This is a genomic window from Collinsella sp. An307, from assembly GCF_002161805.1.
Classification (GTDB): domain Bacteria; phylum Actinomycetota; class Coriobacteriia; order Coriobacteriales; family Coriobacteriaceae; genus Coprousia.
Window position 1 is genome coordinate 1 of the sequence record NZ_NFIP01000004.1, and the last position, 20301, is coordinate 20301.

The 20301-nt window shown below is 62.2% G+C and carries 16 protein-coding genes; 4 read left to right on the top strand and 12 right to left on the bottom strand.

Annotation, left to right across the window (positions count from 1 at the left end; translation table 11 throughout):
* Positions 1 to 266: 266 nt before the first annotated feature.
* Complete coding sequence (locus tag B5F89_RS04215) at positions 267 to 2357, bottom strand: glutamine synthetase III (protein WP_087430559.1); 2091 nt, start codon at positions 2355 to 2357, stop codon at positions 267 to 269.
* A 317-nt stretch (positions 2358 to 2674) separates the two neighbouring features.
* Between B5F89_RS04215 and B5F89_RS04220 the strand changes: the two genes are divergently transcribed.
* A complete protein-coding gene (locus B5F89_RS04220) occupies positions 2675 to 3895 on the top strand; it encodes an amidohydrolase (RefSeq protein ID WP_087430560.1) in 1221 nt (406 codons plus the stop codon).
* A 22-nt stretch (positions 3896 to 3917) separates the two neighbouring features.
* Here the strand turns inward: B5F89_RS04220 and B5F89_RS04225 are convergent, their stop codons facing one another.
* The 9 genes from B5F89_RS04225 to B5F89_RS04265 form a co-directional block, all read right to left on the bottom strand.
* Complete coding sequence (locus B5F89_RS04225; protein ID WP_087430561.1) at positions 3918 to 6134, bottom strand: toll/interleukin-1 receptor domain-containing protein; 2217 nt, start codon at positions 6132 to 6134, stop codon at positions 3918 to 3920.
* 3 nt (positions 6135 to 6137) lie between these two features.
* Positions 6138 to 8351 (bottom strand): hypothetical protein, encoded by a 2214-nt coding sequence (locus B5F89_RS04230; RefSeq protein WP_087430562.1) that lies wholly within the window; start codon positions 8349 to 8351, stop codon positions 6138 to 6140.
* A gap of 137 nt (positions 8352 to 8488) precedes the next feature.
* Positions 8489 to 9322 carry a MetQ/NlpA family ABC transporter substrate-binding protein gene (locus tag B5F89_RS04235; RefSeq protein WP_087430563.1) on the bottom strand — a complete coding sequence of 278 codons (834 nt, stop codon included), beginning with the start codon at positions 9320 to 9322 and terminating at the stop codon, positions 8489 to 8491.
* Positions 9323 to 9369: 47 nt separating this feature from the next.
* Complete coding sequence (locus B5F89_RS04240) at positions 9370 to 10056, bottom strand: methionine ABC transporter permease (RefSeq protein WP_087430564.1); 687 nt, start codon at positions 10054 to 10056, stop codon at positions 9370 to 9372.
* Positions 10049 to 10798: a methionine ABC transporter ATP-binding protein gene (locus B5F89_RS04245; RefSeq protein ID WP_087430565.1), complete on the bottom strand. Its 750-nt coding sequence runs from the start codon at positions 10796 to 10798 to the stop codon at positions 10049 to 10051. The genes B5F89_RS04240 and B5F89_RS04245 overlap by 8 nt, the downstream gene beginning before the upstream one ends.
* Positions 10799 to 11447: 649 nt before the next feature.
* Complete coding sequence (locus B5F89_RS04250; RefSeq protein WP_087430566.1) at positions 11448 to 12044, bottom strand: Asp23/Gls24 family envelope stress response protein; 597 nt, start codon at positions 12042 to 12044, stop codon at positions 11448 to 11450.
* A 71-nt stretch (positions 12045 to 12115) separates the two neighbouring features.
* Complete coding sequence (locus B5F89_RS04255; RefSeq protein WP_239286670.1) at positions 12116 to 12517, bottom strand: DUF2273 domain-containing protein; 402 nt, start codon at positions 12515 to 12517, stop codon at positions 12116 to 12118.
* On the bottom strand, positions 12507 to 13052 hold the full coding sequence (amaP, locus tag B5F89_RS04260) for an alkaline shock response membrane anchor protein AmaP (RefSeq protein WP_087430567.1): 546 nt from the start codon (positions 13050 to 13052) through the stop codon (positions 12507 to 12509). Before amaP ends, B5F89_RS04255 begins: the two co-directional genes overlap by 11 nt.
* 153 nt (positions 13053 to 13205) lie before the next feature.
* A complete protein-coding gene (locus B5F89_RS04265) occupies positions 13206 to 14012 on the bottom strand; it encodes a YebC/PmpR family DNA-binding transcriptional regulator (protein WP_087430568.1) in 807 nt (268 codons plus the stop codon).
* 687 nt (positions 14013 to 14699) lie between these two features.
* Here B5F89_RS04265 and B5F89_RS04270 point away from each other — a divergent pair.
* Genes B5F89_RS04270 through B5F89_RS04280 form a run of 3 tightly spaced genes read left to right on the top strand, consistent with a single transcriptional unit; the run spans position 14700 to position 18968 of the window.
* Positions 14700 to 17633, top strand: coding sequence for a cation-transporting P-type ATPase (locus tag B5F89_RS04270; protein ID WP_204230573.1), 2934 nt, complete (start codon positions 14700 to 14702; stop codon positions 17631 to 17633).
* 9 nt (positions 17634 to 17642) lie between these two features.
* Complete coding sequence (locus tag B5F89_RS04275) at positions 17643 to 18296, top strand: TrkA family potassium uptake protein (RefSeq protein ID WP_087430569.1); 654 nt, start codon at positions 17643 to 17645, stop codon at positions 18294 to 18296.
* Between the two features lie 12 nt (positions 18297 to 18308).
* Complete coding sequence (locus B5F89_RS04280; RefSeq protein WP_087430570.1) at positions 18309 to 18968, top strand: NAD-binding protein; 660 nt, start codon at positions 18309 to 18311, stop codon at positions 18966 to 18968.
* A 148-nt stretch (positions 18969 to 19116) separates the two neighbouring features.
* Here the strand turns inward: B5F89_RS04280 and lgt are convergent, their stop codons facing one another.
* Together lgt and B5F89_RS04290 are read right to left on the bottom strand one after the other, a co-directional pair.
* Entirely contained in the window at positions 19117 to 19938 is an 822-nt protein-coding gene (gene lgt, locus B5F89_RS04285; RefSeq protein ID WP_087430571.1) for a prolipoprotein diacylglyceryl transferase, read from the bottom strand.
* 9 nt (positions 19939 to 19947) lie between these two features.
* Complete coding sequence (locus B5F89_RS04290) at positions 19948 to 20235, bottom strand: NifU family protein (RefSeq protein ID WP_087430572.1); 288 nt, start codon at positions 20233 to 20235, stop codon at positions 19948 to 19950.
* Positions 20236 to 20301 lie beyond the last annotated feature (66 nt).

Sequence of the window (20301 nt, forward strand, 5' to 3'; positions counted from 1 at the left end):
GTCCAGCCCTCCTCGAGCGCCATCAGCGCCAGCTCCACGTCCTCCCTGCTGTGCATGCGGACCTCCCGTCCGGACCGCCGCGCGGTCCAACTTTTTGTCCGCGGTCCCAATTCCGTACGTCTCTTACGATATGCACGGAAGAATCCGTATGTCTCTGACGAAAAGAGGTCCCTAAACGTCAGAAGCATACGGATTCGTCCACAAAGGTGCGTTATGTCCCGTTCGATTGGCGACCCTCATACAACGAAGGGGACAACGAGGGGCACCTACACGTAGAACAGCATGTCGTCATAGGTCGGCACCGGCCAGTAGTCGTGCGCGACCACATCCTCCATAGCGTCGACAGCCGTACGGAGCGCGTCCATGGCGGGCGCGACTTCATGAGCGTAGACATCGGCCTTCTCCTGCCAACCCTCGGTTGCGAGAGCCTTCTCGTGAACATCCCGCAGGGCGAGGATTGCCTCGTTGATGGTGGTTACGCCCTCAAGAAGCTTCTCCATAAGATCGCGCTCGAAGTTGAGCGTGCTCACGCCACCTGCACCCATCACGGTATCGATGCCCTTGGCGATCTTCGTCGCATAGGCGCTGATGCGCGGCAGGTAGGTCCGGCGCGCCATGCGCTCCATCGTGCGCGCCTCGATGTTCATGCGCTTGGCGTACTTCTCGAGCTTAACCTCGTAGCGGCTCTCGACCTCCGGGCCATCGAGCACACCCATCACCGCAAAGAGCGCACGCGACTTCTCCGTCACAAACGCAGGAAGCGCGTCGGCCGTGGTCGGGAGGTTGGCCAAGCCGCGACGCTCAGCCTCGGCGTGCCATTCCTCCGAATACCCGTTGCCGCCAAAGAGAATGCGCTGATGCATGGTCAGACTCTCGCGCACGTACGCGAGCGCGCGTTCGCCAAACTCCTCGGCAGAGGCGCCCTCCATCGCGTCGGCAAAGTGCTTGAGCTCGTAGGCGACGGCCGTGTCGAGCACCATGTTGGCATCCGACGCGTTGACGGCAGAACCTGGCATGCGAAACTCGAACTTGTTGCCGGTAAAGGCAAAGGGCGAGGTGCGGTTGCGATCGGAGTTGTCCTGCTGGAGCTTGGGCAGCACGTCGGCGCCGAGGTCGAGCACGCCGTGCGCCGCGTGCACACTCGCGCGACCATCGACGATCTTCTGGACGCACTCGGTCAGAAGGTCGCCCAAGAAGATGGAGATGATGGCAGGCGGTGCCTCATTGGCACCCAGGCGATGGTCGTTTCCGCATGTGGCAACGCTCGCACGCAGGAGGTCCTGGTACTCGTCTACCGCCGCGATCACCGCAGAGAGGAAGACCAGGAACTGGAGGTTGTCCTCGGGCGTCTCGCCGGGGTCGAGCAGGTTTGCGTCCTCGGTGGCAAGCGACCAGTTGTTGTGCTTGCCGCTGCCATTGATGCCCTCGAAGGGCTTCTCGTGCTGGAGGCACACGAGTCCGTGCCGGCTTGCGATGATGCGCATCTCCTCCATCATAATGAGGTTCTCGTCCACCGCACGGTTCGCGTTGGTAAAGACGGGCGCCAGCTCATGCTGGCAGGGCGCGACCTCGTTGTGCTTGGTCTTGGCCGCGATGCCGAGCGCCCAGAGTTCGTCGTCGAGCTCCTTCATGAAATTGTTGACCGTGGGGCGGATCGCGCCAAAGTAGTGCTCCTCGAGCTCCTGCCCCTTGCAGGGAGCTGCACCAAAGAGCGTGCGTCCGGTAATGACGAGGTCCGGCCGGCGGGCGTAATCCTCCTCTTTGATGAGGAAGTACTCCTGCTCGTTGCCCACACTCGGCACCACGCGGCGGGGGTGCTTGCCAAAGAGCGCAAGCACGCGCTTGGCCTGCGTATCCACAGCGGCCATCGAACGCAAAAGCGGCGTCTTCTTATCGAGCGCCTCGCCCGTATAGGAGCAAAACGCCGTGGGGATGCAGAGCACCTCGTCTTTGATGAAGGCGGGCGAAGTCGGGTCCCAAGCGGTGTAGCCGCGCGCCTCAAAGGTGGCGCGAAGGCCGCCGTTGGGGAAGCTCGACGCGTCCGGCTCGCCCTGGATGAGCTCCTTGCCGCTGAACTTCGAGATAGCCGTACCGTCTCCCACCGGGTCGAGGAACGCCTCATGTTTCTCGGACGTGATGCAGCTGAGCGGCTGGAACCAGTGCGCGTAATGCGTGGCGCCGCGTTCGATCGCCCAGGTCTTCATGGCATGGGCGACATCGTTTGCCACATCTATATCGAGTGGCCTGCCCTCGCTTACCGTGGCGTTGAGTTTTTTGTACACGTCTTTGGGCAGATAGCGTTTTTGCTCGGCCTCGCCGAACACCATCGTGCCAAATCGATCCTCCAAAGCGGGCATAGGCGGTCCCTCCTTACGGCTCTCGCCGTGGTACGGGATGGCAACGACACAGGTTTTACCGTGCCGTCCGGACGCACCCAAAGATAGGGCGCCGCTGTTTCGCCGCCGTTGCCCTTTGGTTGCCGAGACGCTTCTATGTGATGAACACTGCAGGTCAAAATGGTTTCAGGCAGATGGATTGCCGGTTACCGACAGGTAGCAGGAGCGTTTCCATTGCGTGACGGCGCGGCGACTTGACTTCCGGGCTAAGCTCACCGCCCTCATCTGGTGTTGCCCGTGGCGTATGATGAGAGGTAAGCCTGATAAGGAGGCGGCATATGGCCGGTGAGAATATCACATCGCGCATCCAACACGCAGTACGAGAGCTCGAACCCTATGTGATCGAGCAGCGGCGGCGCTTTCATGCCCACCCCGAGCTGAGCCTCCAGGAGTTCTGGGCAACCGATGCCATCGCCGCGGAGCTCGACCGGATGGACATCCCCTACACGCGCCCGCTCGAGACAGGGCTCATCGCCACGCTGCGCGGCACAGCCGATGGCGCCTACCTTCCCGACGGCAGCCCGCGCCGCCGCCTGCTGCTGCGCGCCGACATTGACGCCCTGCCCGTTGAGGAGCGCACCGGCGCGCCTTTTGCGAGCAAGTGTCCCGGTGTCATGCACGCCTGCGGGCACGACTGCCATATTGCCATGCTGTTGGGAGCGCTCAGGGTGCTCGCCCAGATGACCGATGAACTTGGCGGCGAGGTCCGCGCCGTCTTCCAACCCTCCGAGGAGAACGGCCAAGGCGCCGCCCTCATGATCGGCGCCGGTGCGGCCGACAAGGTGGATGGGGCGTTTGCCCTGCACGTTTGGAGCGAGGTAGACACCGGCACCATAAGCTGCGAGGCGGGGCCGCGCATGGCAAACGTCGACTGGTTTCGCATCGACGTCACGGGTACCTCCTGCCACGGCGCGATGCCGCAACGCGGGGCGGATGCCGTTATCGCAGCGGCAGAAATCGCCAACGCGTTGCAGACCATCGTGAGCCGCGATGTCTCGCCCTTTGAGCCGGCGGTAGTAACCATAGGCGAGCTGCATGCAGGCAGCGCGCGCAACGTCATCGCCGGAGAGGCGTATCTCGCCGGCACGGTCAGGACGTACGGGGCGCGCACGCACGAGGCCATGCCCACGCTCATCAAGCGCATCGCCACGCACACCGCCCAAGCCCTTGGCGCCGAGGCCACGCTCACCGAGTACACGCGCGCCCACCCTGCCGTGGTCAACGACACCGAGGCTGCGGAGCGCTGCCGCCGCGCTGTGGTACGCGTTCTGGGCGAGGATGCTGTTGGAAGCTACCAGGGAACGCTCTCGGGTGAGGACTTCTCGCTCTACCTCGAGCGCGTACCAGGCGTGCTCGCCTTTGTGGGCACGCGCAACCCCGCCGCAGGTGCCACCTTTGCGCAGCATTCGTGCTATTACACGGTCGACGAGTCAGTGCTCGCCAAGGGCGTGGCGCTTACCTGCCAGTACGCGGTGGACCTTCTTGCCGAGGACGAATAGCCCTAGATTCAACGCGCGCCCTCTACCAAAAAACCGACTCATCGGTGAAAAGCCCAAAGGATTGTCCTGCGTTTACGCGCTCTGCAACGCGTTCGCGCATCGTCGTGGCGTCAAAGCCGCCAAGATCAACATCTATGACAAGAATCTCACCGTCTCGCGTCGCTGCAAGCACCTGGGTACCCTGAGGCGTAAAGGTGCAGGCGCGAATCTCGGACGCCTGCTCGCGCACGGTGGTACCCATGGCGACATCCTCTGAGCGCATGAACGCCATGCCGCCATCGGAAAGACCTATGGCAAAAACCGATCCGTCGGAAGACGCCGCAACAGCGCGCGCCTGCCCACCAACATCCCCCGCAACAAACGCACCGGTCGCGCCCGTGTTCAGCTCCCACCAGCCCGCGCGCTTCGTCAGCGTGCGAGATGAGCCCTGGTTGAATCCATCGCCTACTGCAAGCGCCATGTCGCCCGAACATGCAATGGCGCGAGGCATCGCACCCGGCAAAATGCCCACCGCGCCGCCCAAGATGTCGCTTTCGGCCTCCCTGACACGCGCCAGCTCGCTTGTCCCCGGCTCGACCACGGACAAACCGCCGCCCACAGCGCCGATAAAGACCCTACCCTGCTCGTCCATAGCAAGCGTTGACACCGACGAGCCAGTGATATCCTGCATGACGTCCCCTGTTTGCGCATCAAGCACAAGCACGCGATCAGAAGATCCTACCGCCACGCGGTCGGGCATCGCTGTGGACGATGCCACCTCCCTTGGCTCAAAGCCATCCGGCAGAGACACCTCGTCCGCGGCGCCCGTCGCAAGATCGAGCTTCCACAGGGCGTTCTCGCCCGACTCGTTAAAAGCGATAACGTACACGGTGTCGACATCCGCGCCCGCTGCGATGGCACTTGCCTGGTCGGTCGCAAGGGGATGGACAATCTCGAGCAGCTCGCCCGACGCTCGGTCTATAAGGGCAATGCGCCCGTCTCTGGAGAGCACTGCCCAGCGCAAGCCGTCCGAAAGCACACATCCGTCCATAAACCAACAGTCTGTTGAGGCGGCGGTGCGCGTCGCGGCCGCCGTCTTCCAAATCGCATAGGTGCCCGCGGGCATCTTCAGCGCGAGCTCGTCGCCCGCGTCGCTCCAGGCAAGCGCACAACCCGTCTCGGGCACCACCCCTGCGAGCGTTCGGAACACCTGTCCTCGCGCTGTGTCGATGAGCTTGATGTTTTTCTTGGTTGCGACTGCCACGCACGCGCCCGTGGGGTCAGACGCAATGGCGAGCACGGGCGCATCGAGCACGACTCGAGCCGCCACCTCACCTGTGGCATCGTACAGAAGAAGGCCCGTGGAAGCCTCGTCGAGGGCAATCCGCACACCGCTCGCCGTCTCGAGCGAAGTGCGTGCACCCTCCGAAAATGCAATGTTCGCAGGAGCGCTCTCGCCATACGATACCGGTGTCTCAACCTCAAGCGCGCGATGGTACAGGACCAGATCGGTATACCAGGACTCCTCGTCGGAGTCCTCGCACGCATCGAGTGCAAGCGCTGCAGCGGCAAAGGGCTCCTCAGGCGCCGTCAGGCGCACGGCGCTCATAACAGTCGACGTCTCTCGCCAAGCTACCTGTTGGTCCTTGATGGTTTTAATCTGTACGTGGCCAGCCAAGACGGTGAAGCCACTCAGGCCAATAGCCACAACAGCCAGCACGGCAATCGTCCGCACAAAGCGCGCATGCCCCGTCGAGCGACTCACAAAGGTACGCGCCACATCTGTGGTGCCATCCACACGCCGGCCAATCAAGCGACGGAAGCGCTTAAGATCGCGTCCTCGCGCCAAAAGTCGCGTCCTGCTGCCGCCGTCGACCCATGCCGCCGCACGCGTCTCGAGGTCCGCAACAAGATCGTCATCCTCGGACCGCGTCGCAAAGCGTTGCGCGATGGTCTCCGCGATCTGTGTGAGGTCATCGGAATCCGCATCGAACGGAACCTCGATCAAGGGACGATGGTAGTAACGCGCCTGCTCTTCCTCGATGTGGCAGGGCTTTGACGAGAACCACGCGGGAGCTTGGAAAAGCACGACCGCCGATGCCGACCGGATGGCCGCCGTTACGCGCGCATCCCAATGCGTGCCGTACCGCAGCTGTTCGGTATCGCGCCAAACCTCGATTCCGCGCGCTTCAAGCTGCTTTTGCAGCTCGGCAACCTCAGGCTCACAAACCCTGGGACAGGAAACAAAGATGTAGCCCATAGGTTAGCCACGCCCCCTCTCACCAAACGCAGGGGCAGCCCGCATTCCCAGTTCCTGTACATAGTCTTGGGGCAGTACGTCGATTTCGGTTTGCCGCCACACGATGGGCTGGCGCGCACGAATCAGCTCGGCAATTCCCTCGTTATCTCTTGCGGTGTGATTGGACCACGGCGTCCACCATCTGCCAGCCGCTTTTACCACTAAGCGCTGAACGTCTTCAGACCAGCCAATCGCCTCAACTGGGTCACCCGTGGGGACCTGCCAAGCCTGCGTCTGCTGGAAGCGCATCTTGGGAGAGAGGGAATAGCACACCACAAATCCTGACGACGTACCCGCCGCAAATGACAGGCCGTCTGAAGCGAGGCTTACCGCCGCTACCTCCCCCATACGCTCCTTGAGAACGACACCGTCTGAGCCCGAATCGTTGGACATCGTGATACGGGACCCTTCCGCCTCTACGCTCATCCACCCCACAGAGTCAAAGAGCCCGGTGCTCAGGCGGGCGTAGGCGGGCTCCGCAGCGCAGGGAATCAAATCGGCGAGGTCATCGACAGCCGTGTAGAAACCGTTCGAGCAGCATGCGATGCCATCGGATGATACGGATATGAAGCAGACACCCGCCATAGTCTGGGCAATCTCACCCAAAAGCGCGCCTGTCACGCGGTCGAAGACCTGCACGCCGTCCGCGGCAGTCGCGATTATGACCACATCGTTGGTCGCCGCCATCGCGTCGGGAAGGTCACGTACGGTGGCACCGATACGCCTGGGCGCAGGCGCAGCTCCATCGAGCCCTATCTCAAGGAGCGCACCGTCCGCACAAATGACCGCGCTGCCGTCGGGCGCCAGTGCGCCGGTGTACACCTGCGCCTCAGGTACCGTAACTTCAAACACGGCCGCCAGGTCGAATCCCTTCAGCAGCTCGACCGTCGTCCCCTTGCGAACGAGGGCGCAGGGGCCGAGCGCGGTGCGCGCGCACGCAAGCACCTCGTCAAAACCATCCGCGTAAGAACCGATACGCGCAGAAACAATGCTTGTCACCGCGTTTGTCTGCGCGATGACAGCATCGTCTCCATCTTCGGAAATCGCAACGTCAACGGCGTCACGCACATCTTCTGCGAGGGTCTTCCGCGCGTCGCTTGCCAGGTCGAGCAGGTGCACGCCCTCCGTATCGGCAACAACCGCTCGCGAGCCGTCGGGTGTGACATCGAACACAAACTGGTCATCCGAAGAGGCCTGAACGGACGTAGCACCGTAAAGGGCCTGCATATCCCAAGCTTCAAGCACGCCGCCACGAGCCCGCACCCAGTAGGTACCATCGTCGGTAAAGGCCCCATCCCCCTGCCACGTACCATCGCGTTGAAGGTCGACCGTCCCCAGGGTGCCAGCAGGCCAATGTGCCCTGAGGCTTGAGTAAAACCCCACGGTAGTTGGCACAGACCAATCCCCTAGAGTGACATCGCGGGAAGCCGATGCCGTCTCGACTGCCGTGAATGCAGGGTCGTTCTCGTAAGACGAGCTGAATGAGCTACGCGCAAGGGCGAGCGACTCACTCACCTGCTCGGACACGGCCCAACGGACCAGCAGCACCACGCCAATTGCCACAATCACGAAAAATGCCGTAAACATGGCCCTTTGCATGTTGTGTCTGCGCACCCGAGCCGAAAGAAGCAGCGAGGCGTGCACGTAGGCTGCCAACGTCTTATCGACCGTGTAAAACGTGTCGTTTGCCATCTCCTGGATAACGTCAAACGCTCGCTCGGCATCCTCTTTATTCTGGATGAGGAAGCTGTTGTCGCGCCCCACAAGATCCCAGCGCTCGGCACGCGTTCTCAGGTCTTCGAATTCTTGATACAGCCAAACATGCGCCCGAAACAGGCGATCCCATGCTTCGGGCAACTCGCGCGCCCAAATCCATTGGCGCTCGCGCAGGGGCGAGCCCGCAGGGCCACAACGCTCGGGCGTGATGGAATCGAGCTGCACCGGGACAGCGCTTAGGGCCGCATCGGCACGCATCTCGGCATGCGCCATAAACGCAGGGTCTGCCGCAGCCGCCTCAGACAGGAGCACGACGCAAAGCGTCGCCCGCGCAGAATCGGCAGCATCGGGCAACACTCGCCAGCCATTGCGCTCCGCGGCAGAAGCCACCTCGGCGTATCTAATCGAATCATGCTGATGGGCCACAATGAGCACGGTTCGTTCGGCCGCTGCATCCCCCATGCCTGCCTCCCTAGTCGCTCTTGGCGTCATCATATCATGCCAAAACAACAAAGGCCCCGCAGCGTGCGGGGCCTTTGCGAAACGATGTCTGACGGATTCACTCGACGCGACGCTCAAGCGCGTTCCGCTCGAAATCCTTAGAATGCAGCCTGGACGGAATCGCCAAAGGTCTCCTCAAGGTAGGCCTTGAAGTCCTCGGTCTGAAGAACCTCAACGAGGGCGACGATGCACTCGTCATCCTCAAGCTCGGGACGCGTGCAGATGACGTTTGCATACTCCTCGGCGATGATCTCGGAGTCGGCGCGCTCCTGCGCGACCGCGTCGGCAAGCGTGAGACCGGCATCGATGGCATAGTTGCCGTTGATGACCGCAAAATCGACGTCGGCGAGCGTGGAGGGAAGCATGGCGGCCTCCTGCTCGGAGAACTGAATGTTGTGGGGGTTGTCCACGATGTCGTTGGGCGTGGCCTCGAGACCAGCATCATCGGAAAGCGTAATCACACCCTGCTCCTGGAGAAGCAGCAGCGCACGACCCTCGTTGGTGGGGTCGTTAGGGATGGAGATGGTGGCACCGTCGGTGATAGCAGCAAGGTCGTTCGAACGGCCGGCGAACACGCCCATCGGCTCGAAGTGAATCTTACCGGCGTTAACAAGGTCGGTGCCATTTTCGGCGTTGTAGTTGTTGAGATAGTTGATGTGCTGGAAGTAGTTGGCATCCAGATCGCCCGACGTGACATCCTGGTTGGGCTTGATGTAGTCGGTGTATTCCTTCACCTCAAGAGTAATGCCCTGCTCCTCCAGGCGAGGCGCAACAAAGTCGTTCAGGATCTCGGCGTGAGGGCTCGGCGAGGCGCCGATCTTCAAGGTGCCGTGCTCGTGCTTGGGCTTGCTACCGCAGCCAGCAAGAGACGACACGGCGAGCACGGCAGCGGAAGCGAACAGGGAGCGACGGGTAAACGTGAAGTTCTGCATGATGATTCCTTACCTGAGAAGTTGTAGACAAATGGAGCTCATAGTAACTAAGAGTGTGCGGAGCGATGATCGCTCTTACGTGCAAGGAAGTCGCACAAGCTCTGGATGACTTGCACAATCACCACCAAGATGATGACGGCGGCAAGCATGACGTCAGACTGATACCGGTAGTAGCCGTAACGGATGGCGATATCGCCCAAACCGCCCGCACCAACAGCGCCGGCAATAGCGGTATAGCCGAGTACGGAGATGAGCACGACCGCGACGCCGCGAACGATCGAAGGCAGTGCCTCAGGCAAGAGAGCCGAGAACACGATGCGCGGGGTGCTCGCACCGCAAGCCTCAACAGCCTCCACGCTCTCGCGCGGGACCTCGGCGAGCGACTGCTCGATCATACGCGCAATGAACGGCGAGGCAGAAAGCACAAGCGGCGGGATGGTGCCGAGGATTCCCGAGCCCGTGCCCATGATAAGGCGCGTGAACGGGATGATGAACACCATAAGCACGATGAACGGGAACGACCGGAGGATGTTGACCACCCAGCCGAGGACCGCGTTCAGCGCAGGGATGGGACGCAGCGACCCCGGTGCGGTGAGGTAAAGCACCACGCCGAGCGCAAGGCCGATGACATAGGAGATGGCGGTGGGGATGAGGACCATGATGATGGTCGAACCCGTGCCCTCGAAAAGAAGCCCGCCGTATTCGGCGAGAAACGCGGATACGGTATCAAGCATCCCAATCAACCCTTTCGAGCAGCACCTGTGCAGCATGGGACTGGGGCGCGGCAAAAACATCCGCCACGCTCCCCTGCTCGACCACCTGGCCGTGCTCGAGCACCGCGACGTTCGTGCAGATCTTCTCGACCACGCCCATGGAGTGGGTGATGACGATGACCGTGACGCCCGTCTTGCGGTTGATGTCGCGCAGGAGCTTAAGAATCGTGTTCGTGCTCGCCGGGTCGAGGGCGCTCGTGGCCTCGTCGCAAAGGATGTACTCGGGATCGCACGCCAGCGCGCGGGCGATGGCTACGCGCTGCTGCTGCCCACCGGAGAGCTGAGACGGATAGGACTGAGCCTTATCTTTGAGACCGACCATGTCGAGCAGTTCGAGCGCGCGCTCGCGGTTCTCGGACGTGACCTTGCCCGTGGCCGCCTTGTAGGGGAAGCACACGTTGGCAAGCACGGTCTTTTGTGCGAGCAGACCAAAGTTCTGGAAGATCATGGCAACGCGACGGCGATAGGCACGCAGCGCGGCGCCGGAGAGCCCGGTGACGTCCTGCCCGTCGACGATGATACTGCCCGACGTGGGGCTTTCCAGCAGGTTGATGCAGCGTACAAGCGTCGACTTGCCCGCGCCGCTCATGCCGATGATGCCCATGATGTCGCCGTCGGCGATAGAAAGGCTCACATCGTTTAGCGCATGGGCCGTACCGCCGGCGCTCTCGAAGGTCTTAGTGAGGTGTTTGATTTCAATCACGAGGTTGGCTCCGCTCGATGAGGATGGTCTCAAAAGAGGCGAACAGCCTCCCGCCGGAGGCTGCTTAACTGAGGCGCCCGGTCTTTCCCTGCACGCGACGATCGCGCGGCATGACAAAGTGCCCGGGCGAGGGCATCTGCATGACCATCATCATCGTGATATGTGCGGAAATCGTAAACATGGTGATTAGGTTAGCAGCGCAGGGGGGCAAACGCAACCCGCGAATGTTATCGGTTGGTTACACCGCAGCAGCGCGCTGCTGCGCGGGTGCGCGGCGTTGCTGTCGCACAGACATTTCAGGCAAGAATCGAAGTAATGAACCCAGGTAATGCGCGATTCGGCGCTTTTCGACACATCGGGTTCATTACTTCGATTTTCGCAGGCTCTCTACCTGCACTTCTTCTACGAGTTCACTACCGGGTTCACTACCGGGTTCATTACTTCGATTCTTGCCGAATTCGTAGCGGTGAGGGCGCTTTGCGCGAGCTCGGGCATTTCGCTTCGGCTTTTGTCAGAAGCGCACAAGCAATCGTGGTCGCGGTCGCCATAACAGCCAACGGACGAAACCTGCAAGGCTCTTCGCAGGTGCATGTGCACAGAGCCCGGGCCCCGCCCGTTGTTCTTCTCGCCTGTCGAATCGGCAGAGGACTTACTCGGCGGCCTCCGCCTTCTGGCTGTCGACGTACTTCTTCTTGCTCTCGTTATAGGCCTCGAGCGTTACCACGTCCTCGATGCGCAGGTTAATACCCGCAACGTCGAGACCGGTCATCTCGGTCAGGCGCTCGGTCACGCGCGCCTTGACATCCTCAAAGATCGCCGGCGCATAGCAGCCGTACTCGATGATGACGGAGATGTTCACGATAACGCGGTTGTCGTCCGTGACCTCGACGGTCACGCCCTTGGTGAGGTCCTTGGCGCCGAGCGTCTCCTGCACGAAGTGGATGAGGTTGCCCTTCATGCCGAGCACGTGCGGCACCTCGCGGGTGGCCATGGCAACGATTTTCTCGATGACGCCGTTGGAGTAGGTGAGCGAGTCCTCGGTCTCCTCGTACTCGTCGTCCTCATCATCCTCGTAGTCTTCGTCATCCGCGTCGTCGGCATCCGCCTCATCGGCGTCAACGGCCTCGGCGACGTCCTCGACCGTCTCCTCGGCAGCCTCGTTGGCCTCAACCATAGCCTCGTCCTCAGCAGCGGCGACCTCGTCGGCGACCTCGATGCTCTCGCGGAGTTCCTTGTCCTGAGCCATGTGTGCCCCTCTCGGTTATCGGCCGTAAGGCCGGTTGGAACCTTTACAGACAGCAGCGGCAGGGCCGCGCGTTATCTCCCACCGCGCAAAAGACGGGAGAAGAAGTTGACGATGCCATTATCCCCATCGCGAATCTGGCCAATCACGGCACCCACGATCACAAAGACCGCGATCACAATCGTGTCCCAAAGCCCGATGGTCAGGATGAGAACTGCAAGCACCAACCCGATGAAGCCATACGTCACAGTAAACGGGTGGCGCTTGGCGTAGGCCCAGGCGGTGGCGCCGAGGCCTTTGGCGAACCCGACGGCGTTCTTGAAGTCGTCGGAATTCACCGCGTCGTGAACCGCGTGCCCAGCAGTCTCCCATGCAGAGGCGCCCTCGGCACCAGCGTCCTGATCGTCCTCAAAGGGTTCGGTCTCGATGGAAAGCCGAGGTATCCGCGCCTGGCGCGCGTCGTCTCTATCGCTCACGAGAAACCTCCTTGGTCACAACCGTGGTCTTAGCGGGAAGAAAGCGCACGAGCGCTGTGGCGCCCGTGGCCCCGAGCGTCTCGTCGCACGCGCGCTCGATGCTTTTCTGAATGCGCTCGGCAAGCTCGGTCAGGCCGTCCTCGGTAAAGGCGATGGCCTCGACAGTGAAGCGGACCTGGTCGCGATTGCGGCCAAAGATGCGGCCGCGGATGGACTCGACCATGACACCTTCGCGCTCCGCCGCCGAGCGGACGGTTGACTTGAGCGCAGAGAGGCTCACCTCTATATCGGGATTGCCGCCGGGATTCAAGCACGTGGGCTCGCGGCGGGCGAGAAAGATGGCAAGCACGGTGATGAGGGCGCCGAGCGCGAGCGTAACCAGACAGACGGCGAGCACTACCTGCGCCACCGGATGATCAAGCAGCCGCTCGAAACGCGCGGTGAACGGCCCGTAGGTAAGACCCGTCACCAGCCCCAGTACCACAATGGCCGAGAGCAGATAGATGAGCGCGCATATCCTCTTGAAGACGCGCACGGGCACACCTCCTCGCGTGCAAACGGTCGGGCGCGGCGCCGCGGCGCTTTGCCCTAGGAGCGATATGGTCTGATTATACGCGAGCCGGGCCCGCAGCGTCATGCCACGGACCCGGCTTTAAGCACATTGCCATATGAACCTAAAGGCGAGACGTTACTCCTCCTCGAGGGCGGCGAGCACCTCGTCGGTCATATCCATGGTGCTGTAGACGTCCTGGACGTCATCAAGCTCCTCAAGGCGGTCGATCAGGCGCTGAACCTTCTTGGCGTCAGCAGCGGAGACCGCGGTCGGCGTGGTGGGAACCATGGTGAGCTCAGAGCCCTTGACCTCGATACCCTGCTCCTCGAGACCCTTGGAGACCGCCATGAGGTCGCCGGGGTTGGTCCAAACGACCCACTCCTCGCCAGCGTCCTCATAATCGTCGCCGCCAGCTTCGGCGACGGCCATCATGAACTCCTCCTCATCGCCAGCAGCGCCGTTGGCCATGAGGTTCTCCTTCTTGTCGTTGGGGTCGACGATCTGCTTGGCCACGACGACCTGGCCCTTGCGCTCGAACTGGAAGGCCACCGAGCCGGTGGTGCCGAGGTTGCCGCCGGAATGAGAGAAGGCGGAGCGCACATCGGCAGCGGTACGGTTGCGGTTGTCGGTCAGGCACTCGACGTAGACCGCCACGCCCGCGGGACCGTAGCCCTCGTAGACGATGTTCTCGTAGACGGCAGCATCGGCACCGGCACCAAAGGCCTTGTCGATGGCAGACTTGATCTTGTCCTTGGGCATCGACTGAGCCTTGGCCTTGGCGACCGCCGCGGCAAGAGAAGCGTTGTTATCGGGGTTGGGGTCGTTGCCCAGACGGGCAGCGACGGTGATGTTACGGGAGAGCTTGGAGAAGAGTGCCGAGCGCTTGGCGTCCTGAGCGCCCTTACGGTGCTTGGTAGTTGCCCATTTAGAATGTCCGGACATGCAAGACTCCTTCTAAGTATTTGCGGCCACGGGGCGCTAGGGTGCCGAGCTGGCCCATGTGAGCATGAACTTTAGCATGATATACCGTTTGCGGCCGCCGGTACAGTCCTCGCAGGCGCTGCCACGCAATATGCAAGGTTGTGAGGCGAAAGGCAGCAGGCGCAAACGTGCTTGACGGATCTTTTGGCGCCGCCCATCGCCTGCCGGCGAATCCGTACGTTCCCGACGATAGAGCAATCGAATCCGTACGTTCCTGACGCAAAAGACCCTGCAAACGTCAGGAACGTACGGATTCGATATGGCAAGCTATAGCAAGCGGCAAACGGCAGGAACGCATGGCCACTGGTGAGCGGCGGCAGCGGCAGCGCTCTTGTACAACGTCCTTGTACAAAGGGGCACTGAACGGCACACGCGTCGTACGAATACCGTCCGCATCTCTGCAGCCGCGCTACCGTTCACCGAAAAGATGACTCTCCAGCAGGTGGAATATATATTAGTGCGAAGTGTAAAAACCGCAGGTAAAACGCCATGAAAAAAGTTGTGTTTTCCCCTTGCAAACACATGCGCCAAGTCCTAGGATACCGCGTCATCGCGAGGCTACGCATCCGGAGGCGCACTCGCGACCGTGTGGTTTCTTTTTCTCGTCGTGCAGCCCTGAGCTGCCGACATGGGGAGAGGAGAGGTTTCATGGGAAGCCGTCTCGGCGCATCGCCCGCTGTCATGCGCGATGCGTCCGCCGCGCAGACGCAAGGCGTGGCAGAGCGGGCTGAGGGGTGCGAGGACACCGACCCGCTCGAACGAATCCGTACACAATCAATCGATCATGTTCTTGCCGAGCTCGGCTCGGGCAAGGGCGGCCTGAGCTCGCAAGAAGCTGCCGACCGCCAGCAGAAATCCGGCAAGAACCTCATCGAAAGCGCGAAAAAGCGCTCGCCGCTTCTCGCGTTTCTTTCGAACTTCACGCACCTTATGGCCATCCTGCTCTGGGTCGCCGGCGCAATCGCGTTTTTCGCCGGCATGCCCGAGCTCGGCGTGGCCGTGTGGCTCGTGAACATCATCAACGGTGTCTTTAGCTTCTGGCAGGAGCACCGTGCAAGCCAGGCGACCGAGGCCCTGAAAAAGATGCTCCCGGCATACGCCACCGTCATCCGCGACGGCCAGCAGCAAAAGATCCTTGCCGAGGACCTCGTTCCTGGCGACGTCATGCTCCTTGCCGAAGGCGATAAGATCTCGGCGGACGCCCGCGTCATCCAGAGCTCCGACTTGCAGGTGAACCAGTCCACCCTAAACGGCGAATCCACCCCGTCGCGCAAGACCGCCGACGCCGTTGTGGAGGACGGTCTATCGGCCGCCGAGATCCCCAACCTCGTCTTTGCCGGAACCAGCGTGTCGGAGGGCAACGGCCGCGCCGTGGTCTTTCGCATCGGCATGGCGACCGAGTTTGGCAAGATCGCGAGCCTGACACAGAATATGGAGGCTGCCGAGAGCCCGCTCACCCGCGAGCTCAATCGCCTCACCAAACAGGTGACGGTCTTTGCCATGTGCATGGGCATCGCGTTTTTCCTGCTCAGCATGTTTGTGGTGAAAGAGCCGTTTGCAAGCTCGTTCATCTTTGCGCTCGGCATGGTCGTCGCCTTCATTCCCGAGGGGCTCCTCCCCACCGTCACGCTCTCGCTCGCCATGGCGGTGCAGCGTATGAGCACGCGATGCGCCCTTGTTAAGAAACTCGACTCCGTTGAGGCACTGGGCTCCACGAGCGTCATCTGCACCGATAAGACGGGCACGCTCACCCAAAACGAGATGACCGTGAACCATCTCTGGACGGCGACGCGCGAGTACGAGATCACCGGCGTGGGCTATGCACCCGAGGGCCATATCGAGGCCGAGGGGCGCAGCTGGCGCGCCGTGGATGACGCCGACCTGGAGCTTCTGCTCGAAGGCGGCCTGCTCTGCGGCAACGCGCGCCTGGCCGCACCCGAGGCCGAAGGCGGGCGCTGGGAGGTCTTTGGCGACCCGACCGAGGCGTGCCTCATCGTCTCTGCCGAGAAAGGCGGCATCGACCGCACCGAGCTCGAGCACCGCATGCCGCGCGTGAAGGAGCTTCCCTTTGAGAGCCGTCGCAAGCGCATGACGACGGTGCATGCCCTCGAAAACCCCGTCGATGGGGCGCACCGCATCGCCTTTGTGAAAGGCGCGCCCAACGAGGTCGTTCGCCTCTCCACACAGGTGCGCGCAAACGGCGCAACCGTTGCGCTCGATGAGGCGACGCGCGAGCGCATCATGGCGGCAAACGACGCGTACGCTGCCGACGGCTTGCGCGTGCTCGCCGTGGCGTACCGCCCCCTCGACGGGCCTCGGGCCGATAGCGACATCCCTGCCGCAATGAGCGACTACGATCCCGACACCATCGAGCGCAACCTTACCTTTGTGGGCCTCGAGGTCATGATGGACCCACCGCGCCCCGAGGTCGCCGCCGCCGTAGCGGAATGCCACCGTGCGGGTATCCGCATCGTCATGATCACGGGCGACTACGGCCTCACCGCGGTGAGCATCGCGCGTCGCCTTAAGATCGTGGAGGGCGAGGACGTGTCGGTCATCTCGGGCTTTGAGCTCGCCCACATGGACGATGACGAGCTCAAGCGCCGCCTTGCCGGACAGGTGGTGTTTGCCCGCATGGCGCCCGAGCAGAAGCTCCGCGTGGTCACCGCCCTGCAGGAGATGGGCGAGATCGTGGCCGTGACGGGCGACGGCGTGAACGATGCGCCGGCGCTCAAGAAGGCTGACATCGGCGTTGCCATGGGCGTCACCGGTACCGACGTGGCAAAAGAGGCGGCCGACATGATCTTGACGGACGATAACTTTGCCTCCATCGTTGCCGCCATCGAGGAGGGCCGCGCCGTCTACAGCAACATCCGCAAGTTCCTCCTCTACATCTTGAACTCCAACGCGCCCGAGGCCGTGCCCTCCGCCGTGTACCTGCTCTCCGGCGGTGCCGTGCCGCTGCCGCTTACCACGATGCAGATCCTGACCATCGACCTTGGCACCGACATGCTGCCCGCCCTCGGCCTTGGCACCGAGCCGCCCGAGGACGCCATCATGGACCAACCGCCGCGCGATCCCCACGAGCGCCTGCTCAACCGCCGCGTGCTCGTAAAGGCCTTCCTCTGGTACGGTCTTATGGGCTCCCTTGCCGCCATGACGGGGTACTTCCTCGTCAACATGCTGCACGGCTGGACGCCCGGTATGCCGCTCTTTGGCCTTGGCAACGACGGCGACCCTGTCTACATCCAGGCCACGACCATGACGCTTGCGGGCATCGTCTTCGCGCAGATCGGCCAGGTTATGAACTGCCGCACAGAACGCACCTCTGTCTTTGCGATCGGCCTTCTCTCGAACCACCGCATACTCACCGGTATCGTGTTCGAGATCGCACTCATCGTCTTCCTTACGGTGTTCCCACCGCTCCAGGGCCTTTTCCACACCACGCCGCTCGGCTGGCAGGACTATGTGTTCCTCTGTTGCATCCCGCCCATCGTTTTTGCCGTCGAGGAGCTGCGCAAGGCCTGGCTTCGCCGTCACCAAAGCGCGCGCAGTGCCAAGCGCACGCCCTCTGAGAGTTAGGAGATCATCATGAACGTTATCATTGTGGGCATTGGCTTTATGGGTACCGGTCTTGCCCAGCGCCTCATCCATCAAGGGTTTTCCGTCACCGCCGTTGACCAGAACCAGACAGCGCTCGACGCGCTGGGCGATGCCTTTCCCGGGCAGCGCGTGTGCGGCGTGGGATTTGACCGCGACGTTCTTGAGCGGGCTGGCATCGAGCGCACCGACGCCGTCGTATCGTGCATGGGGTCTGACGAAGCCAACATCGTCGTCGCGCACGTGGCTCGCTCGACCTTCCACGTACCGCGCGTCATCGCGCGCCTGCACGACCTCTCCAAGGCGGATACGTATCGCCGCCTGAACATCCAGACGATCTCGCCCAACGCCTGGGGCATCGCCCGCACGGCCGAGCTGCTCACCTACCAGCACCTCGACAGCGTGTATGACGTGGGCTCCGGCGATGTGGTCATCGTGCGCGCCGACGTGCCGGCGCTACTCGACGGCACCACGGTGCGCGAGCTCACCGCACTTGGCGAAGTTCAGATTGTGGGCGTCTCGCGCGACAACGAGACCTTTATCCCCACGCAGGGCACCGTGCTCGTCGACGGCGACATCGTCTACGCTGCCGTCGCCACAAGTGCCACGCGCAAATTTAAGCAGATGTTCGGCATCGCCGCGTAAGGAGGACTCATCATGCAGATTATCATCGTGGGTGGCGGCAAGACCGGCTCGCACCTAGCCGAGCGCCTGACCGAAGACGGTGCCGCCGTGACCGTTATCGAGGGACGTCCCGAAGTGGCCCGCCACCTGCGCGCCGCCTGCCCCACCGCTACCGTTATCGAGGGATCCGGATCCGACCCGCAGGTACTCGAGCGCGCCGGCATCCATATGGTGGATGCGCTCGCCGCTGTCACGGGCGAAGACGAGGTCAACCTCGTCGTGTCGATGCTCGCCAAGATGGAGTTTTCGGTGCCGCGTGTGGTCGCCCGTGTGAACAGCCCGGCCAACGCATGGATGTTCACCCCGGCAAATGGTGTCGATGTGGGCGTGAACCAGGCGGAGATCACGGCGCGCTTCATCTTGGAAGGCATGAACGCCCGCGACGTCTACACACTCATGAGCCTTGGCCGCGATGACCACCGCATCGTTCAAGCGACCGTGGCGCCCAGCTCGCATGTGGCAGGTAAGACCCTGCGTGACATCGCCTTTCCCGCAGAGACCATCGTGGCGGGCGTCGAGCACGAGGGGGCGCTCGCCGTCCCCAACGGCGATACCATACTCGCCCCCGGCGATGAAGCCGTACTCTTTACCACCGATGAGGGCACCGAGGAGCTAAGGCGCCTCTTTTCGTAGCGCCACGCGATACGAATCGATAACCGAAGACGGGGCGTGCCGCTCGTCCGCGCAGACGCGTAGCGGGCGGCACGCCCCGTCCTTTGTTGTTCTCCGAGTAGCTCAGCAAATGGCTGGCGGTAAAACTCCGCTAGCGAACTCCGTCCTCTTATACCCCCACGTAATCGTTCTGGGGACGCCTGAGGCGCAGGGCGACAATAAGGATCACGATGCCTGCGACCACCAGCGGCAGACTGAGAATCTGCCCCATGGTGATCACGCCGCCCAGAAGATAGCCAAGCTGCACGTCGGGCACGCGCACGAACTCCACCAGGATGCGGGCGATACCATAGCCGATGAGGAAGATGCCCAGAAACGTACCCTGCGGGAGCGTCGGCTTCTTGCGGCTGAGCAAGTAGAGCACGCAAAAGAGCACGATACCCTCGAGCACCGCCTCGTAGAGCTGGCTCGGGTGGCGCGGCATATCCCCCGCCGCACCGCCAAAGACCACGCCCCACGGCAGATCGGTCGGCTTGCCCCACAGCTCGCCGTTGACAAAGTTTGCGCAGCGGCCGAGCGCAAGCGCAATGGGCGCGCCAATGACGGCCAAGTCGGCGATGGTCCATGTGGAGATATGCATGGCACGGCAAGCGATGGCGCCGCCCAAGATGCCGCCCACGAGACCGCCGTGGAAACTCATGCCTCCGTGATTGGTCATGAAGATCTCGAGCGGGTGGGCAAAGTAATAACCATCCCCGTAGAAGATGACATAGAACAGGCGCGCACCCACCACAAGGCCAAAAAACACCCCAAAGACCACCATCGAGAGGTCATCAGCCGAGATATTGAGGCCCCAACGGCGCTGCGTGCGCCACATCACCACTGCCGTGAGAAACGTGCCCACCACGTAGGCGAGACCGTACCAGTAGATAGTGATGGGCCCCGCCGAAAACGCGACGGGGTCCAGCATCTGATAAAGATCGTTCAGCACAACTGCGCCTTAGAACGGCGTGTACTCGTCGTACAGGTCAGCCATGCCGCCCTGGGCGGCGAGGTCGTTCACCGACACGACGCGCGTGACGCCGGGCACGTTCTCCTTCAGGATGCGCTCGATGCCCATCGAGAGCGTGAGCTGGCTCATAGGGCAGCCGGCGCAGTGACCGGTGAGCTCGAGCGAGACGACGCCCTCGTCATCGACACTGTGGTAAATCATGTCGCCGCCGTCGGCCTGAAGGTTTGGGCGAATCTGGTCGAGGACCTTGACCAGGAGTTCTTCGTTAACAGCCACGCTGGGCTCCTTTCATGTGCTATAGGCGCGGGTCGAAATGCTGCCCCGCAGGTGACTGATGATACT

Excerpts from the sequence above, each read along its gene's own strand:
- B5F89_RS04265 (WP_087430568.1), bottom strand. The coding sequence starts at position 14,012 with ATGTCCGGACATTCTAAATGGGCAACTACCAAGCACCGTAAGGGCGCT.
- B5F89_RS04240 (WP_087430564.1), bottom strand. The coding sequence starts at position 10,056 with ATGCTTGATACCGTATCCGCGTTTCTCGCCGAATACGGCGGGCTTCTT.
- B5F89_RS04280 (WP_087430570.1), top strand. The coding sequence starts at position 18,309 with ATGCAGATTATCATCGTGGGTGGCGGCAAGACCGGCTCGCACCTAGCC.
- B5F89_RS04250 (WP_087430566.1), bottom strand. The coding sequence starts at position 12,044 with ATGGCTCAGGACAAGGAACTCCGCGAGAGCATCGAGGTCGCCGACGAG.
- B5F89_RS04270 (WP_204230573.1), top strand. The coding sequence starts at position 14,700 with ATGGGAAGCCGTCTCGGCGCATCGCCCGCTGTCATGCGCGATGCGTCC.
- B5F89_RS04235 (WP_087430563.1), bottom strand. The coding sequence starts at position 9,322 with ATGCAGAACTTCACGTTTACCCGTCGCTCCCTGTTCGCTTCCGCTGCC.
- B5F89_RS04215 (WP_087430559.1), bottom strand. The coding sequence starts at position 2,357 with ATGCCCGCTTTGGAGGATCGATTTGGCACGATGGTGTTCGGCGAGGCC.
- B5F89_RS04230 (WP_087430562.1), bottom strand. The coding sequence starts at position 8,351 with ATGGGGGATGCAGCGGCCGAACGAACCGTGCTCATTGTGGCCCATCAG.
- B5F89_RS04275 (WP_087430569.1), top strand. The coding sequence starts at position 17,643 with ATGAACGTTATCATTGTGGGCATTGGCTTTATGGGTACCGGTCTTGCC.
- B5F89_RS04225 (WP_087430561.1), bottom strand. The coding sequence starts at position 6,134 with ATGGGCTACATCTTTGTTTCCTGTCCCAGGGTTTGTGAGCCTGAGGTT.
- B5F89_RS04220 (WP_087430560.1), top strand. The coding sequence starts at position 2,675 with ATGGCCGGTGAGAATATCACATCGCGCATCCAACACGCAGTACGAGAG.